The following is a 15,250-nucleotide window of genomic DNA, read 5'->3' on the forward strand; positions in this document are numbered from 1 at the left end:
TCAGTCGGATTGTGCGGCGGTTGTTGGCGTTGACCGCGGTGATCTGGCATAACCACGCCACCGGCCAGCCGGTGCTGCGGTCACTGATCGCGTACGACCACTAAACCCCCGGAATCAATCATCTAGATCCGGAAGAGCCCGTAATGAGAAGGTCGCGAGTTCGATTCTCGCAGGCGGCTCCATGAAATCCCAGGCAGAACACGGTTCTGGCTGGGGTTTACTGCTGCACTGAATTTGTCGGTTCGGACGGCGTTGGGGCTGCGTGCCGGGTGGGTGAGTCCGGAAAAAGACCGGTTGACCATTCATACAGGGCTCTCGTCCGTCGATCCCCACGGCTGGCGTGGCTACTTTCCTGGCACACCCACCGGCCAGCTCCACCCCGAAAAGCCACGGAATCGTTACGTCAACCCCCTTGCGCCCGGTGAACAAACTGCAAGACTGAAAACCATGAGCCCTGCACCGGCACGCACCGACCACAACATCTGGCCCTTGTTCACCTCCGACAATGCGCTCGCTCTCCGTGAGTTTCTTAAGAACCTGGGCTTTGAGGAGGGGGTCCTCATCGCAGACGGGCAGCACGTCCAACACAGTGAGATGGTCTGGCCCGAGGGAGGCAGGCTCATGGTCTGCACCGCCCGGCCGGACGATCCGGACATGCAGCCCGCGGGGGTGGGCAATATCTACATCGTCACTGATAACCCGGACCGGGTGCATGACCGCGCGGTGAATGCGGGGGTGGAGATCACCGTGCAGTTGCAGAACACTGACTACGGTTCCCGTGACTTCGGAGTGCGTACCCCGGACGGTCACACTGTCTCTTTCGGCACCTATGCGGGGGAGTCGGACTGAGCTTTTCCCTGGATTTCACCTGAGCGCAACGTAGACTGTTGGGTGAGATCAAGGGCAGCGCCGCCGATGCTCCCATCGCTGGACGTTTCCGTAACCGACGGACCGCGCCGAGTTGGTGCCGTCGGGCAGGTGGAAACGGCGTCGGCAAGCGGGCTGGTGTCACGTAATCCACTGAAGCAGAGCAGAACCGACGGGAGCGCCATACATGAGCACGCAGCCGATCCTGGGAACCAGAACCGGTCATATCTTCATCGTCGACGGACTGGAGTTCCGGGACCTGGACGGGGATGAGCAGCTCGCCCCCTATGAGGACTGGCGGTTGAGCCCTGCGGAACGGGCCGCAGATCTGGTGGAACGGATGAATCTGGCCGAGAAGGCCGGGATGATGATCATCGGTTCCCACTATCCCGGGTACTCCCGGCATCTGCCGGAGCCGGAAGATGGGCAGGTGCTCAACCAGAAGGATGTGCACCACGACGCCAATCCGATCAACGGCCACCCCTACCCGGCCCCGGTGCTGGTGACCTCAGCCACGGACAAGGCCATCAATGAGCGGCAGCAGCGCCATTTCATCGTCCGTGACAATCTGCAGCCCCAGGAACTGGCCGAATGGACCAATGCCGTGCAGGAAGTTGCCGAGCAGACCAGATTGGGTATTCCGGCCCTCTTTGCCTCCAACCCGCGCAACCATGTCCGGCTGGGCACCGAGTTCGGCATCAACGACTCTGCTGGAGTGTTCTCCGAGTGGCCCAGTGAGCTGGGCCTGGCCGCTCTGCGGGACCCCGAGCTGATGGAAACCTTCGGTCGGCAGATAGCCAAGGAATGGCGGGCCGGCGGTATCCACAAGCTCTACGGCTACATGGCTGACCTGGCTTCCGAACCGCGCTGGTCCCGTTTCGGCGGTACGTTCGGCGAGGATCCGGAGTTGGTCGCCAGCTACATCGCCGCCGTGGTTCGGGGCATGCAGGGCGAGCAGCTGACCAAAACATCCGTTGCCACCACCATCAAACACTTCCCGGGTGGCGGCGTCCGCTTCGATGGTCACGACCCCCACTTCGCCTGGGGGCAGACCAATGACTATCCCACCGAGAACTCGCTGCACCGGTACCACCTGCCCGCCTTCCAGGCTGCGGTGGACGCCGGTGCTTCGTCGATCATGCCCTACTATGCGCGACCGGTGAACACCTCCGCACCGCAGCTCAAGCAGGAGCAGTGGCAGTCGGAGGACACCCAGTTCGAAGAAGTGGCTTTTGGCTTCAACCCCACCTTCCTCCAGGGGCTCCTGCGCGAGGAGATGGGCTTTTCCGGATACGTCAACTCGGATTCCGGAGTCATCGACGCCATGGCGTGGGGAGTGGAAGACCTCAGTCTCCCCGAACGTTTCGCGAAGGCGGTCCGCGCCGGGACGGACATCTTCGCTGACATGGCCGATCCCTCACAGCTGATCGCTGCGGTCCAGGAGGGACATCTGGAGGAGGCCGAGCTGAATCAGCCGGTGCAGCGTCTGCTCGAGGAGATGTTCGCCCTGGGTCTCTTCGAGAACCCCTTCGTGGACGTAGACCGCGCGGAACGCACCATCGGTGGCGGTGAATATGTCGAAGCCGGTGCCCGTGCCCAGCGTCGTTCCGTGACTCTGCTGCGGGACAACAAGGAGCTGCTGCCTCTCGACGCCGATGAGGTGAAGATGGTCTACGCCTATGTCACCGGACGCAGCGGTGATGACCGGGTGCAGGCGCTGCTGGAGGAGGCCATCCGCCGGTTCAAGGTCTCCGTTCAGTTGGTGGACAAGCCGGAGGACGCCGATGTCGCGATGATCTGGGTGCGACCGGAGATAGCCCTGTTCGAAGATGATCAGGAAGGTGCACAGCTGTCTGTGGACCCGCGCGCCAATGGCGTGGATGTGGACCAGATCATGGAAATCGAGAAGCTCGTGCCGACGATCCTCGTGGTCGACATGATCAACCCCTGGCTGCTCGGGGAGATCGAGCCGGCCGCCGCGGCGGTCGTGGCCACCTATGGGGTCACCGCCGATAATCTGCTGCGCTCCCTGGGTGGCGAAGACGGGGGCCCGCAGGGCAGGTTGCCGCTGACGGTGCCGATGTCTGAACGGGTCATCAACCTCGCTCCGCGGGACGTGCCCGGGAAGGTTATTCAGGAGGAGCACGGAAACTACGCGTATCTGGACCGGAACGGGCAGAATTACGCCTACGGCTTCGGCCTGAACTTCAACCGCTGATCTACGGTTCAGCGGGCAGAAAGGCGTCCGTGACGGATGGGAAGGACCCTTTCGTCGCGGGCGCCGCTGCCGTTGTCAGGGGTCCCGGTGCCGCCGAGTTGTGGTGCGTCACGAGGCGGGGAGCCAGTGCGGTTTCCCAACGACCGGAGGTCGACCGGAGAAGTCCGACCGCGGTCTGCGGAAGCCGAGATAAGGAAACTTATTTTCATTAAGGCCGAGAACTGAAAATCTCGGTAGGCTCGGGACGAGATACCCGTTTTGTGAAGGAGAACATCACCTTGAGCACCACCGTTACCGGTATTATCGCCCGTTCCAAGGGTGCCCCGGTTGAGCAGGCCGAGATCGTCATTCCAGACCCCGGTCCCAACGACGTGATCGTCAAGATCCAGTCCACCGGCGTCTGTCATACGGACCTCGCCTACCGTGACGGCGACATCGCCGATGAGTTTCCCTTCCTGCTCGGCCACGAGTCGGCCGGTGTCGTGGAGACCGTCGGTGAGGACGTCACGCACGTCAAGGTCGGCGATTTTGTCGTGCTGAACTGGCGTGCGGTGTGCGGCGAGTGCCGCGCCTGCCGCAAGGGCGAGCCGAAGTACTGCTTCAACACCCACAACGCCTCGAAGAAGATGACCCTGACCGACGGCACCGAGCTGACCCCGGCACTGGGTATCGGCTCCTTCGCGGAAAAGACCCTGGTCCACGAAGGCCAGTGCACCAAGGTCAACGAGGACGCCGATCCGGCTGCGGCCGGCCTGCTGGGCTGCGGGATCATGGCCGGCCTGGGCTCAGCCGTGAACACCGGTGAGACCAAGCTGGGCGAGTCCGTGGCCGTGTTCGGGCTCGGTGGCGTGGGCATGGCCGCCGTGGCCGGCGCGAAGATCGCAGGGGCGACCACCATCATCGCCGTGGACATTGACCCGAAGAAGCTGGAGTGGGCCAAGGAGTTCGGTGCGACCCACACCATTGATTCCTCGCAGCTCTCGGGTGAGGGCGAGGATTCCGAGGTCGTGGCCAAGGTCCGGGAGATCACCGACGGCTTCGGCACCGATGTGGCCATCGATGCCGTGGGCATCATGACGACCTGGGAGCAGGCCTTCTACTCCCGCGACCACGCCGGTCGCATGGTCATGGTCGGGGTGCCGAACCTGACCTCGCGTATCGACGTCCCGGCGATCGACTTCTACGGCCGCGGCGGCTCGCTGCGTCCGGCCTGGTACGGCGACTGCCTCCCGGAGCGGGATTTCCCGCTGTATGTGGATCTGTATCTGCAGGACCGTTTCCCGTTGGACAAGTTCGTGTCCGAGCGGATCGGGCTGGGCGATGTCGAGGAGGCCTTCACCACCATGAAGGCCGGCGACGTGCTGCGTTCGGTGGTGGTCCTGTAAACCATGGCTAATGCACTGCGTATCGACCACGTCGAGACCTCCGGCAAGTTCAAGCTGGACGGCGGCGAATGGGACGTCGACAACAACATCTGGATCGTCGGTGATGACTCCGAGGTCTACATCATCGACGCCGCGCACGATGCCGCCCCGATCCTGGAGAAGGTCGGCGACCGCAAGGTCAAGGGCATTCTGCTCACCCACGGCCACAATGACCACATCACCGTGGCCCCGGAACTCTCTGAGAAGCTGGATGCCCCGATCCTGCTGCACCCGGGCGATGAGATGCTCTGGGACGAGACCCACCACGGCATCGAGCACGAGACGATGAGCGACGGGCAGGTTTTCCAGATCGCGGGGACGGACATGACGGTGCTCAACACCCCGGGTCATTCTCCGGGGTCGGTGTGCCTGTACCTACCGGAGGCGAAGGAGTTGTTCTCCGGGGACACCCTGTTCCAGGGTGGGCCGGGGGCGACGGGCCGTTCCTACAGTTCCTTTGACACGATCATCGACTCGCTGAAGACCTCCATCCTGGATCTTCCGGCCGAGACGATCGTGCGCACCGGGCACGGTGACCACACCACCGTTGGTGCGGAGGCTCCGCACCTGGAGGAATGGATCAAACGCGGCTACTGACCCGCCACCCGATCGGCGGCACAGATTGTCGTACTGACCGGGATTCGCCTGAATTCAGCGCCGCCACCCGGCGGCGCTGAATTTTTCATGTCCGCACCGGCCGGACCGCCGCCGGCCACCAGCGCGGTCTCCAAGCGGCGCGGGGACGGCGGCCGGTCTACCCTGACGCCGACCTGCGTGGTCCTCCGGCGTCCTCTGGGACGCACCGGAACGTCCGGATCGCGGGGAGCCGGAAGGCCATCGCCCCTGCGGACTCCCGGGGATCTCCTTCCGGTGTGCTTCTACTGCCTGGTCTCTGCCGGGATGATCTTCCCGGCGCTATAGACCCACGGGCAGGAGTGGCTCAGCTACCCCAGTAGCTCGGGTCTGGGCACCCTCAATGCGCGGTTCATGCTGCTGGCACTGAGTCAGACCGTCCGGCGCTGTTAAAGTTTAGGCATGCGTACTCTCGTCACCGGCGGTGCCGGCTTCATCGGTTCCAACCTCACCGACCTGCTCATCGCGGAGGGGCACGACGTGGTCGTGGTGGACAACCTCTCCCGTGGCAAGCTGGCCAACCTGACCTCCGCCAAGGAGACCGGGAAGCTGACTTTCCTTGAGGCGGATCTGCTGGAGGTGGACTTCGAGGAGCTGCTCGCCGAGCACACTCCCGAGGTGATCTTCCACCTTGCCGCACAGATCGACGTCCGCGAGTCCGTTAAGGACCCGATCCACGACGCTGAGACCAATATCCTGGCCACCATCCGCATCGCGGAGGCAGCGCGCAAGAACGGAGTGCGCAAGATCGTGTTCACCTCCTCCGGCGGTTCCATCTACGGCGAGACCGACCAGCTGCCGGTCGGCGAGGATCAGCCGGTGGACCCCTACTCGCAGTACGCGGCCTCCAAGGTCTCCGGCGAGATCTACCTGAACACCTACCGTCACCTCTATGGCCTGGAGTGCTCGCACATCGCACCGGCGAATGTCTACGGCCCGCGTCAGGATCCACACGGTGAGGCCGGAGTGGTGGCCATCTTCTCCCAGCGTCTGCTCAATGGACAGCCGACCAAGGTCTTCGGCGACGGCGGCAACACCCGGGACTACGTCTTCGTCGGGGACGTCGTTCGCGCCTTCTACCTGGCCTCCGGTGAGGTCGGCGGGGGAGAACGCTTCAACATCGGCACGTCGGTGGAGACCTCTGACCGGCAACTGCACTCCCTGGTGGCTGGGGCAGCCGGTGCAGCGGATGACCCTGAATTCGCTCCCGCCCGGCTGGGTGACGTTCCGCGCTCCTGTCTCTCCCACGCCAAAGCCACCGAGGTGCTCGGTTGGCGGCCGGAGATCAGCATCGAGGAGGGCGTGCGACGGACGGTGGACTTCTTCCGCGGCGAACAGAACTAGCGTTCCCGGCGGGAGCGTGACGTGAGGCCACCCAGGAATGCAGCACCGGGCAGATCGTTGTGGTGGTATCCGTTAGGGGCGGTGCCGCTGCCGGAGATAGTCCTCGCCGGCCTGCTGTGGTTGGCACACCGCCGCCAGCAGGCCGCTTACCCTGATTCCTGGGAAACCCGTCCCTCCGTGGGCGGGGACATTGAGCTGTGGCTCTGGTTGCAATGCGCGCTGCTCGCCCTGGTCATCGCCATCATCGCGCCGGTGTTCCCGGCGAACACCTATTTCCCCGAGATCATTCTGCTGGGGTATACGGTGTTCGCCTTCCTGGTGGGCTTCTACGTCAGATTCTGGGGTGTCGGCGTGGAGATCGGTCTGGGACTGGTCGCCTACTCTGGCCGGGCGACGCTGATCGCCGGGCTGAGCCTCCTGTTCCGTCGCCTGCTGCTGCAGTGGTGGCTGGGCTGGCGCCGGCACCGCGGCTGAGTGCGCAGCTGCGCACTTCCGGAGCACTACGGGGCGTCGTGAAGCTCCATGTCAGTACCGGAAGATTCCCGGTGAGTGGTACTCGTGCAGGCTGCCGCAGTCGGCGATCTCGGCCTCGGGGCCGAACTGGGAGAGGTACTGTCCAGTCATGGTTTCGGAAGTTTCGGCCTCCGTGTGGTTGCCCCAGATGACCCCCATGCGTTCGCTGCTGCCGGTGTAGACCACATCGCACTGCGTGGTGTAGGTGCCCACCTCATCGGTGAAGGGCTCTGCGGCCATCTGTTCCTCGGTCAGGGGCAGCGGTTGGCGGACGATCTCGGGCTCGTCGTCCGTGGCGATCATCGTGCCGCCCACGCCGAGGCCGACGCCGAGCGCCAAGAGTCCGGCGCCGAGCAGGATCCGGCTCCGGGACATCTAGTACTCGTCCTCCGGTTTCACGGCGTTCTGCAGCGCGACGGCGCGGGCCAGGCGGGCGTAGCGCAGCTCCTGCTCCCGGAACCGCATGTAGGAGCTGACGGTGACGAACATGAAGGCCACGACGATCGCGTAGAGCAGCAGATCCGTGCCGCGGGAGACCCCGAGCCAGTTGGCGATCACGGTGAGATCATCGGGACGCAGGATCGCCCAGATGCTCACGAGCAGGAACATCGCGAAGCCGAGTTTGACCCAGGCCTTGGCGCGGGCCTTCCGTCGGTTGCTCAGGAAATAGTAGGCGAGTGCGAGCACGCCCAACAGCAGGAGAAGCTGGATGATGATGGTCACGGGAGCCTCCTTGCGAGCAGACCGTCAGTGAGGATGTTCACGCCGTTGAGCAGGGACTGCCCTTTGCTCATCGAGTATTCGGTGTAGAGGATGTCCACCGGCTCCTCGCTGACCCGCCAGTTCTTGTCGGCGATCATGGAGACGATCTCGGAGGCGTGGGACATCCCGTTCATCCGGATGTTCATCTGCTCGGCCACGGTCCGGTTGAACACCCGCAGGCCGTTGTGGGCGTCCGTGAGCCCCAGCTTGCGGGTGGTGGGGGAGAGCAGTACCACGGTTTTGAGCACCAGACGTTTGATCCAGGGAACCTGGTCATCCTCGGAGCGGGGGCGGCCGAAGCGGGTTCCCACGATGATGTCGAGCGGCTCCTTCCGCAGGCGGGCGACCATGGTCACCACATCCTTGACCTGGTGCTGGCCATCGGCGTCGAAGGTGACGAAGTACTTCGCGCCCGGCTGCCTGCGGGCGTACTCGACACCGGTCTGGATAGCGGCTCCCTGGCCGAGGTTGACCGGGTGGTCCACCAGGTGGGCGCCGCCGGCGTGGATCCGCGCGGCGGAGTCATCCTTGGAACCGTCATTGACGGCGACGATATTCGGAAAGGTCTCCCGGGCTGCTTCGATGACGTCCTGGATGACCGTCCCCTCGTTGAAACAGGGGATGATCAGCCAGGTGTCCCGAAACTCCTGGGATGCTGCGACGTCGTTCATGATGGCTTTATGCTAGCCCACTTATTTTCTGCCGTGGAACAACGTGCCGTAGACCCGCGCGATCAGCTGCTTCGGCAGGGCGCGGTAGAGACTGCGGATCATCAGATTCACCCAGGATCTCGGCCGTGAGATCAGCCCGTAGGAGACCAGGTTACGCTGCATGTGCCGTTCCGCCGCGAACATCCCCTTTCCGGTCCGGCGGGCGAACTGGGCGTCCGAGGTCCGGAAGTAGACCAGGGGTTCGGGCAGGTTGTGGAACCGGTAGCCGTGGGAGAGCAGACGGGCCATGAGATCGTAGTCCTCCATGTGGTGCACTGCCCGGTATCCGCCCGTTTCGGTGACGGCTGCGGTGCGCACCATCATCGTGGGGTGGCTGATGGGGTTGTTGATCTTGAGATACCCCGCGATCTCACCGTGTCCGGTGGGGAGCCGACGGACGCCGACCACATTGTCGGTGTTCTCCCGGAACTCAGCGGCTGCGGTCCCGAGCACATCGACGTCGGGGTGCTCCTCGAAGAACCTGAGTTGCCGCTCAAAACGCTCACGGTTGGAGATGTCATCAGCGTCCTGCCGGGCGAAAAGATCGGTGGTGATGGTTTCCAGTCCGGCGGCGGAAGCCGGACCGGAACCCTGGTTGCGGGCCAGCCGAACGACCCGGGATTCCGGGCGTTCGGCGAGGAAACCGTCGATGACCTCCCGCAGGCCGTCTCCCAGGGGACCGTCTTCGACGATCACGACGGCTTCAGCCGGGCGGGTCTGGGCAGCCAGACTGGCCAGGCTCGCCGACAGCTCCTCAGGTTCGATCTTGTGGTAGACGGTCACCAGGACGGAAAGCGTGGGCATGCGGCCAGATCTTAGTCGACGGCCGTGGTGCTGCGGCTCGCACCACGCAGCGCAGCCGCATGCACCCCGCCACCGACGACAGGGCCGAGGATCAGCGCGATGCACACGGTGATGTGCAGAGGCAGCGGCAGCATCAGGGTGGCGAACGCAATGACCGAGGCGCTCATCCAACCGGCCACATAAGGCCGGTGCCGCTCGACCGCCAGGGTGGCGGCCCCCGTGATCATGAGGGAGCCGGTGCATGCGGAAGCGAAGGTCAGGATGGCCAGGATGAGGCCGGGAACCTCGAAGCCCTGATCGATCGGCAGCATCCGGAGAATCCAGGGGCCGATCAGCCAGGCGAGCACACCGCCGAAGACCCCGAGGCCGAGTACGGCGGCAACCGGCCTGACCAGTGCCGAATAGATCCGGTCACGGTGCTCGACGAACCGCACGATCAGCGCGGACTGGAAGCGCTGCAGGGGAACCAGAATCGGGGCGCGGGTGAGCGTGACCGCCATCATGATTCCGGAGATGGTCACCACCGCCCCGGCGGTTTCCGTCGAGGTGGCCTGCACGAACACCGGGAAGCCGGTGATGAGGGCGGCGGAGGCGCCGGAGGCCAGCATCGCCGAGCCGGCCCGGCGGGCCAACGCACGACCGGACACGTCGATCGGAGCCGCGAGAGCCTGCCGCGCGGTGGGCGAGGCCGCGAGAACCACCAACCAGCTGGCCGCGCCGATCACCGTCAGCAGGATGTAGACCCACATTCCCAGCCCGGCCGCCCACGCCAGAACCGCCAGGAGCAGCCGGATACCGGAGTCCAGGGCGAGCAACCAGGCGTACTGGTTCCACAGCCCGAGGCCGGACAGGATCCCGGAGAGCACCGCCTGGAAGCTGTAGGACGCCAGTCCGAAGGCCATGAGTCCCACGGCGCTGGTCCGCTGTTCGCTGAGCAGCAGACCGATCCACAGGGCACCGGTGAGCAGGACAGCTACCAGGACGATCACCGCGACCAGGCCGCCCAGACGCCATGGCCGCCCCGACCCCCGCCTGCCCGTTTCCCGGGAGACGGACACAGCGCGGGTGGTCTCCTGCATGACGCCGTCAATGCATCCGGTCAGGGCGAAGAACAGGGCCCAGTAAGCCTGGAATTCGTTGTACCCCTCCGACCCCAGGGCACCGGCGGCGACGATCAGGACAATGAAACCCGAGGCGGCCGCGAAGATGGTGGCCAGACTGAGCGAACGCATGTCGGAGCAGTCTACGCGCGGGGCTCGGGGAAGGCCGGTAGGGACTTGTCATCCAGCCAGTCGTGCCAGAGCTGCTCGAACTCCGGTTCCGGGACACCGAACTCCCGGCAGACACGGTGGACCTCACGCTGCAGATCGAGCGGCTCCACCACGGAGTGGCGGCCGGCGGCGACATAGCGGCGCACCATGGTGAAGAAGGCTTCATCGCCGAGTAGGCAGCGGATGGCGTGCACCGCGATTGCACCGCGCTTGTACACCCGGTCGTCGAACATCAGCCGGGTGCCCGGATCGGCGAGCAGGATGGTGCGCGGTTTGAAGAACAGACCCCGGTAGTGGCGGCGGGCCGACGTCGCCGCGGGGATGCCGTTGGCCTTCTCATCCCATAGCCATTCGGCATAGCAGGCGAAACCCTCGTTCAGCCAGATGTCATTCCACTGCGCCAGGCCCAGGGAATTGCCGAACCACTGGTGCGAGAGCTCATGGGCGATCAACCGAGTCCAGTTGTTCTCTCCGCTGGCGTGATTCGCCCCGAAGATCGACAGACCCTGGGCCTCCAGGGGGATCTCCAGCTCATCCTCGGTGATGACCACGGAATAGTGCTCGAAGGGGTAGGGGCCGAAGAGTTCGGTGAACACCTCCAGCATCTTCACCTGATCCGCGAAGTCCACCTGGAAGGAGTTCTTCAACTCCGGTGGGACGTAGGCCAGTACCGGGACCGGCGCGCCGGGGGCGGTCAACGTGAGCGTGTCGTACTCGCCGACCTGCACGGTGGCCAGGTAGGTGGACATGGGGTGCTCCGTGCGGTAGTGCCAGTTCGTCCGGGATCCGGAGACCTTCTTGCCCATCAGCTCACCGTTGGCGACCACGGTGTAGGGGTTGTCCGCGCTGACCTGGAAGTCGTAGTACGCCTTCTCGTCCGGTGTGTCATCGCAGGGGAACCAACTGGGGGCACCGCAGGGCTGGGAGGCAACCAGGGAACCATTGTCCAGTTCCTCCCAGCCGATCTCACCCCAGGCCGTCCGCAGTGGCCGGGGCACGCCGCTGTAGCGGATCGTCAGGGAGAATTCCTGATCGACGGGAACCTGCTGGGCAAAACTGATCCGCAGCTTCCCGCCGGACTGCCGGAACCGCGAGACCTTGATGTGGTGACCAGCGGTCCCGGCCGCGGTGACCCGATGCACCCGCAGGGTCTCCGCCAAGTCCAGGGTCAGCTGGTTCAGCGGCTCGTAGTTGTCCAGCCGCAAGACGGCGGTGCCCCGCAGGTGATTGGGGGAGACTCGGTACTCCAGATCCAGCTCATAGGAACGGACGTGGAAGCCGAGGTTGAAGTCGACTCCGGTGTACACGTCCCGGGTACCCGGGACCGGAGTAGAGCGCAGTCTGTTGCTAGTCATCACTGCGTGATGTTACCTGCGGCGTGATCGTATCCAGCAACCATGTGTAGACCAGCGATTCGACCCGGGCCACCTGAGTGTTGTCCGCGGCCCCGGCATGCCCGCCTTCGGTGTTCTCGAAGTAGTCGACGGGTTGCCCGGCTTCGGCCAGTCGGCGGGCGAACAACCGGGCATGTGCCGGATGCACCCGGTCGTCGCGGGTGGAGGTGGTCACCAGAGCCGGCGGGTACGGGCGATCGGACCGGGGGACCACATTGTGCAGGGGTGAGTAGGACTCGATGACGGCGCGCTCCTCCGGCACCTCCGGATCACCGTACTCGGCCATCCAGCTCGCCCCCGCTGACCAGGTGTGATAGCGGAGCATATCCGTCAGTGGCACCTGGGTCACCGCGGCCCCGAGCAGCTCCGGGTACTGAGTGAGTGCTCCGGAGGTGAGCAGTCCGCCGTTGGAACCACCGCGGATCGCCGTGAGCTCCGGGGTGGTGTAGCCGCGGGCGTGCAGGTCCTCAATCACGGCCCGGTGGTCCTCGAACACCTTCCGACGGTTCAGCTTGACCGCCTGGGAGTGCCAGGCAGGTCCGAATTCGCCGCCCCCGCGCAGATTCGGGGTCACGGTGAACCAACCACCCTCCAGCAGCGACAGCCCCTTGATGCCCGCGTAGCCAGGGGTGAGGGAGAGCTCGAAGCCGCCGTAGCCGCCCACCAGGGTCGGATGCGGCTGGCCGTCGAAGCAGCCGGTGATGAAATAGGGGATTCTCGTGCCGTCCGCGGATGTGGCCCAGTGCTGGCGGGTTTCCAGGCCGTCCGCCTCGAAGAGGACCGGGGAGCGCCGGACCTCCGTCGGGCTCAGGGACTCGGCCAGGTCCAGTCGGTAGAGCGTGGCCGGGTCGGTGAAGGTGGCCGCATTCAGCCAGAGTTCGTCGCCGTCCAGCGCGGAGGTGGCCACCACCTGAGCAGTGGCGAGTTCCGGGAGGTCGAGAGTCTGCTGCGGCCCGGTCGGATCTGCGATGTCCATCACCAGGATCTCGGTGGCGACATCGCGCAGCACCGTGAGCACCAGGTGATGCTCGGTCAGGGCCATCGACTGCAGGGAACTTCGTTCATCCGGGGTGAACACCGGCTGGATGTCCCGGGAGCCTGCGAGATAGGCGTCGAGCTCGATCACGCCGAGGGAGCCGCCACTGAGGCTGCCGAGATCCTGCCGGGGCAGGAGGAACAGCCACTGGCGGTGGGTGGTGACCTCGCAGTCGTCCGGGACGTCGATTTCCGTGAGGCTCTCCGTCGTGGGGCCGACCCAGGTCCGCGATCGGTAGAAATCCAGTGCCCGGGTCACGGTGATCCGTTCGAAGCCGGGCGTGTGGTCCATCCCGGCACCGATGGCGACGTCGTGGTGCTCTCCCTCGGCGACCACCGGAGCGTCGGCAAGATCAGTGCCGCGCCGCCAGCAACGGACCTGCATGGGGTAACCGGAGGAGGTCAGTGAGTCTTCCCCGGTGTCCGTGCCCACCAGCAGGGTGTCTGGGTCGAGCCAGCTGACATCCGTCTTGGCTTCGGGGAGGGTGAATGCGGTGTCGGTGAGGAACGTTGCCGTTGCCAGATCAAATTCCCGGATCACCACCGCATCCGCGCCACCGCGTGAGAGCCGGACCAGGGCGCGGTCATTGTCGGGGCGGTGCACGATGGCGCCCTTCCACACCCAGTTCTCGTCCTCATCCGCGGCGAGCCGGTCGACGTCGATGAGCACGTCCCATGTCGCCTCCCCGGAGAGGTAGGAGTCTAGATCGGTGGTGCGCCACAAACCCCGGGGATGCTCGGCGTCGCGCCAGAAGTTGAAGAGCCGGTCGCCGCGGCGGGTGACGTACGGAATGCGGTCATCGGTGTTCAACGCCGCCAGGATGCGTTCCCGCAACGAGGCCCGGAGCGGATGATCGTCGACGTCCGCTTCGGTGCGCGCGGACCAGTCCTCGGCCCATTCCAGGGCCTCGGGGGAGTCGATGGGTTCCAGGTGTTCCGGGGACACGGTGGTGGGGTCAAAGGGGGAGGGCGTCGTGTTCTTCATGGTGTAACGAAGTCTACGTGGCACCCCGGACACGGTGCCGCAGGTCGGGAAGCGGTCTGCGGGGGAATACGACGACACCACCGCTCACCCCGCGGCTTCGGGGTGGGCGGTGGTGTCGTGGCGGCCGGTGCCGGCTCGGGCGGTCCTAGAGGCCGAGCCCGCGGGCGATGGTCGGCCAGGAGTCGTAGAGGTCATCCTGCCAGTAGCCCCAGGAGTGGGTTCCGGTGTTGCGGAAGTTGAAGTCGCCGTTGATGCCGTTGGCCTGCAGCTTGGTGTTCAGATCGTGGGTGCAGGTGTTGGTCACTGCCTCGATGGCACCGCCCACGATGATGGTCTCCGCCATGGCCGCGGAGGCCTGCACCTGGTTCGCCCCCTCCAGGCGGGGGCTCGAGGGCAGGTCCCAACTGCCGGCCAGACCAGAACCGTTGGAGACATAGAGCTCGGTGCCCTCCAGCTTCTCGGCGTTGATGAGCGCGTCGTTGTAGTGCCAGGTCCCGGTGCCGCGCGGACCCCACATGGCCTCCGGTGTGGTGTTCGCGCGGTTCAGAGTCACCTGCATGGAGGTGTAACCGACCGGGTTGGAGGTGGCGGCACACCCGGAGAAGGAGCCGACGGCGTCGTAGAAGTCCGGGTTGTGCTGAGCCAGCAGCAGGGAACTGGTGGCGGACATGGACATGCCGGAAATGGCGCGCTTGTCGCCGGCCTGCAGGTACTCCTCGATCGGGCCGGGCAGCTCCTGGGTCAGGAAGGTCTCCCACATCTGCTTGCCGCCCAGCTGCGGCTGCTCGGTGACCCAGTCCGTGTAATAGGAGAACTGGCCCTCCATCGGGATGACCACGTTGACGTTCTTGTCCTGGAAGAACTCCAGGATGTCGCTCTGCTGGATCCAGTTGGCGCCGCCCTCGCCGCCGTCAGCGCCGTTGAGCATGTAGTACGTGGGGGCACCGGGGTTCGGTGCCTTGATCACGGCCAGCGAGACCTTACGACCGTCCATGGCCGGGGAGGTGGCCACCAGTTCCTCGACACGCCCCGACTCATCAGCGGCCACCGCGCGCCGCCAGTACGGCGAGTTCTCGGTGACGGGTGCGGTCTCCGGGGCGATCTCCGAAAGCGGGGTGTCACCGGCGATGTCCGCGGGGGTGAGCGCGGCTGCTCCGGCGGTCGGAGTGATCAGCGTGCCGGTGGCTGCGGTTACGGCAATGGCCAGTGCTGCGGCAGGGGCAGTCAGGCGGCGCAGGAACTTCATGAAATCGTCTTCCTCATCGTTTCGGAACGGCACGGGGCGCTTCG

The 15,250-nt window shown here is 65.2% G+C and carries 14 protein-coding genes and 1 pseudogene; 7 read left to right on the top strand and 8 right to left on the bottom strand.

What is annotated here, in order from left to right; all coding sequences use genetic code 11:
- The 7 genes and pseudogenes from ACQCVD_RS11115 to ACQCVD_RS11145 form a co-directional block, all read left to right on the top strand.
- Positions 1 to 104, top strand: a pseudogene (locus ACQCVD_RS11115) (IS982 family transposase); the annotation flags it as partial.
- Between the two features lie 343 nt (positions 105 to 447).
- Complete coding sequence (locus tag ACQCVD_RS11120) at positions 448 to 849, top strand: VOC family protein (protein ID WP_426823833.1); 402 nt, start codon at positions 448 to 450, stop codon at positions 847 to 849.
- A 205-nt stretch (positions 850 to 1,054) separates the two neighbouring features.
- Complete coding sequence (locus ACQCVD_RS11125; protein ID WP_426823834.1) at positions 1,055 to 3,085, top strand: glycoside hydrolase family 3 protein; 2,031 nt, start codon at positions 1,055 to 1,057, stop codon at positions 3,083 to 3,085.
- Between the two features lie 278 nt (positions 3,086 to 3,363).
- A complete protein-coding gene (locus tag ACQCVD_RS11130; protein WP_426823835.1) occupies positions 3,364 to 4,470 on the top strand; it encodes an S-(hydroxymethyl)mycothiol dehydrogenase in 1,107 nt (368 codons plus the stop codon).
- 3 nt (positions 4,471 to 4,473) lie between these two features.
- Positions 4,474 to 5,106 carry an MBL fold metallo-hydrolase gene (locus tag ACQCVD_RS11135; protein ID WP_426823836.1) on the top strand — a complete coding sequence of 211 codons (633 nt, stop codon included), beginning with the start codon at positions 4,474 to 4,476 and terminating at the stop codon, positions 5,104 to 5,106.
- A 438-nt stretch (positions 5,107 to 5,544) separates the two neighbouring features.
- Entirely contained in the window at positions 5,545 to 6,486 is a 942-nt protein-coding gene (locus ACQCVD_RS11140; RefSeq protein ID WP_426823837.1) for an NAD-dependent epimerase/dehydratase family protein, read from the top strand.
- A gap of 81 nt (positions 6,487 to 6,567) precedes the next feature.
- The gene (locus tag ACQCVD_RS11145) at positions 6,568 to 6,960 is read left to right on the top strand and encodes a hypothetical protein (RefSeq protein WP_426823838.1); all 393 of its coding nucleotides are present in this window, start codon (positions 6,568 to 6,570) and stop codon (positions 6,958 to 6,960) included.
- Between the two features lie 51 nt (positions 6,961 to 7,011).
- Here the strand turns inward: ACQCVD_RS11145 and ACQCVD_RS11150 are convergent, their stop codons facing one another.
- The 8 genes from ACQCVD_RS11150 to ACQCVD_RS11185 all read right to left on the bottom strand — a co-directional run bounded on the left by ACQCVD_RS11150 (position 7,012) and on the right by ACQCVD_RS11185 (position 15,206).
- Positions 7,012 to 7,374: a hypothetical protein gene (locus ACQCVD_RS11150; RefSeq protein WP_426823839.1), complete on the bottom strand. Its 363-nt coding sequence runs from the start codon at positions 7,372 to 7,374 to the stop codon at positions 7,012 to 7,014.
- Complete coding sequence (locus ACQCVD_RS11155; RefSeq protein WP_426823840.1) at positions 7,375 to 7,722, bottom strand: DUF2304 domain-containing protein; 348 nt, start codon at positions 7,720 to 7,722, stop codon at positions 7,375 to 7,377.
- Entirely contained in the window at positions 7,719 to 8,432 is a 714-nt protein-coding gene (locus tag ACQCVD_RS11160; protein ID WP_426823841.1) for a glycosyltransferase family 2 protein, read from the bottom strand. The genes ACQCVD_RS11155 and ACQCVD_RS11160 overlap by 4 nt, the downstream gene beginning before the upstream one ends.
- A 21-nt stretch (positions 8,433 to 8,453) precedes the next feature.
- A complete protein-coding gene (locus ACQCVD_RS11165; RefSeq protein WP_426823842.1) occupies positions 8,454 to 9,275 on the bottom strand; it encodes a glycosyltransferase in 822 nt (273 codons plus the stop codon).
- Positions 9,276 to 9,286: 11 nt separating this feature from the next.
- On the bottom strand, positions 9,287 to 10,507 hold the full coding sequence (locus tag ACQCVD_RS11170) for a hypothetical protein (protein ID WP_426823843.1): 1,221 nt from the start codon (positions 10,505 to 10,507) through the stop codon (positions 9,287 to 9,289).
- Between the two features lie 11 nt (positions 10,508 to 10,518).
- Positions 10,519 to 11,901, bottom strand: a complete 1,383-nt coding sequence (locus tag ACQCVD_RS11175; protein WP_426823844.1) for a M1 family metallopeptidase — start codon at positions 11,899 to 11,901, stop codon at positions 10,519 to 10,521.
- Positions 11,894 to 13,960 carry a prolyl oligopeptidase family serine peptidase gene (locus ACQCVD_RS11180; RefSeq protein WP_426823845.1) on the bottom strand — a complete coding sequence of 689 codons (2,067 nt, stop codon included), beginning with the start codon at positions 13,958 to 13,960 and terminating at the stop codon, positions 11,894 to 11,896. Before ACQCVD_RS11180 ends, ACQCVD_RS11175 begins: the two co-directional genes overlap by 8 nt.
- A gap of 145 nt (positions 13,961 to 14,105) precedes the next feature.
- Positions 14,106 to 15,206 carry an alpha/beta hydrolase gene (locus tag ACQCVD_RS11185; protein ID WP_426823846.1) on the bottom strand — a complete coding sequence of 367 codons (1,101 nt, stop codon included), beginning with the start codon at positions 15,204 to 15,206 and terminating at the stop codon, positions 14,106 to 14,108.
- Positions 15,207 to 15,250 lie beyond the last annotated feature (44 nt).

The sequence above is a fragment of the Corynebacterium halotolerans genome, from assembly GCF_050107895.1.
Classification (GTDB): domain Bacteria; phylum Actinomycetota; class Actinomycetes; order Mycobacteriales; family Mycobacteriaceae; genus Corynebacterium; species Corynebacterium halotolerans_B.

What these genes read in the sequence shown, in the direction of transcription:
- ACQCVD_RS11120 (WP_426823833.1), top strand. Translation starts at nt 448, where the DNA reads ATGAGCCCTGCACCGGCACGCACCGACCACAACATCTGGCCCTTGTTC.
- ACQCVD_RS11125 (WP_426823834.1), top strand. Translation starts at nt 1,055, where the DNA reads ATGAGCACGCAGCCGATCCTGGGAACCAGAACCGGTCATATCTTCATC.
- ACQCVD_RS11135 (WP_426823836.1), top strand. Translation starts at nt 4,474, where the DNA reads ATGGCTAATGCACTGCGTATCGACCACGTCGAGACCTCCGGCAAGTTC.
- ACQCVD_RS11140 (WP_426823837.1), top strand. Translation starts at nt 5,545, where the DNA reads ATGCGTACTCTCGTCACCGGCGGTGCCGGCTTCATCGGTTCCAACCTC.
- ACQCVD_RS11150 (WP_426823839.1), bottom strand. Translation starts at nt 7,374, where the DNA reads ATGTCCCGGAGCCGGATCCTGCTCGGCGCCGGACTCTTGGCGCTCGGC.
- ACQCVD_RS11160 (WP_426823841.1), bottom strand. Translation starts at nt 8,432, where the DNA reads ATGAACGACGTCGCAGCATCCCAGGAGTTTCGGGACACCTGGCTGATC.
- ACQCVD_RS11165 (WP_426823842.1), bottom strand. Translation starts at nt 9,275, where the DNA reads ATGCCCACGCTTTCCGTCCTGGTGACCGTCTACCACAAGATCGAACCT.
- ACQCVD_RS11170 (WP_426823843.1), bottom strand. Translation starts at nt 10,507, where the DNA reads ATGCGTTCGCTCAGTCTGGCCACCATCTTCGCGGCCGCCTCGGGTTTC.
- ACQCVD_RS11175 (WP_426823844.1), bottom strand. Translation starts at nt 11,901, where the DNA reads ATGACTAGCAACAGACTGCGCTCTACTCCGGTCCCGGGTACCCGGGAC.
- ACQCVD_RS11180 (WP_426823845.1), bottom strand. Translation starts at nt 13,960, where the DNA reads ATGAAGAACACGACGCCCTCCCCCTTTGACCCCACCACCGTGTCCCCG.
- ACQCVD_RS11185 (WP_426823846.1), bottom strand. Translation starts at nt 15,206, where the DNA reads ATGAAGTTCCTGCGCCGCCTGACTGCCCCTGCCGCAGCACTGGCCATT.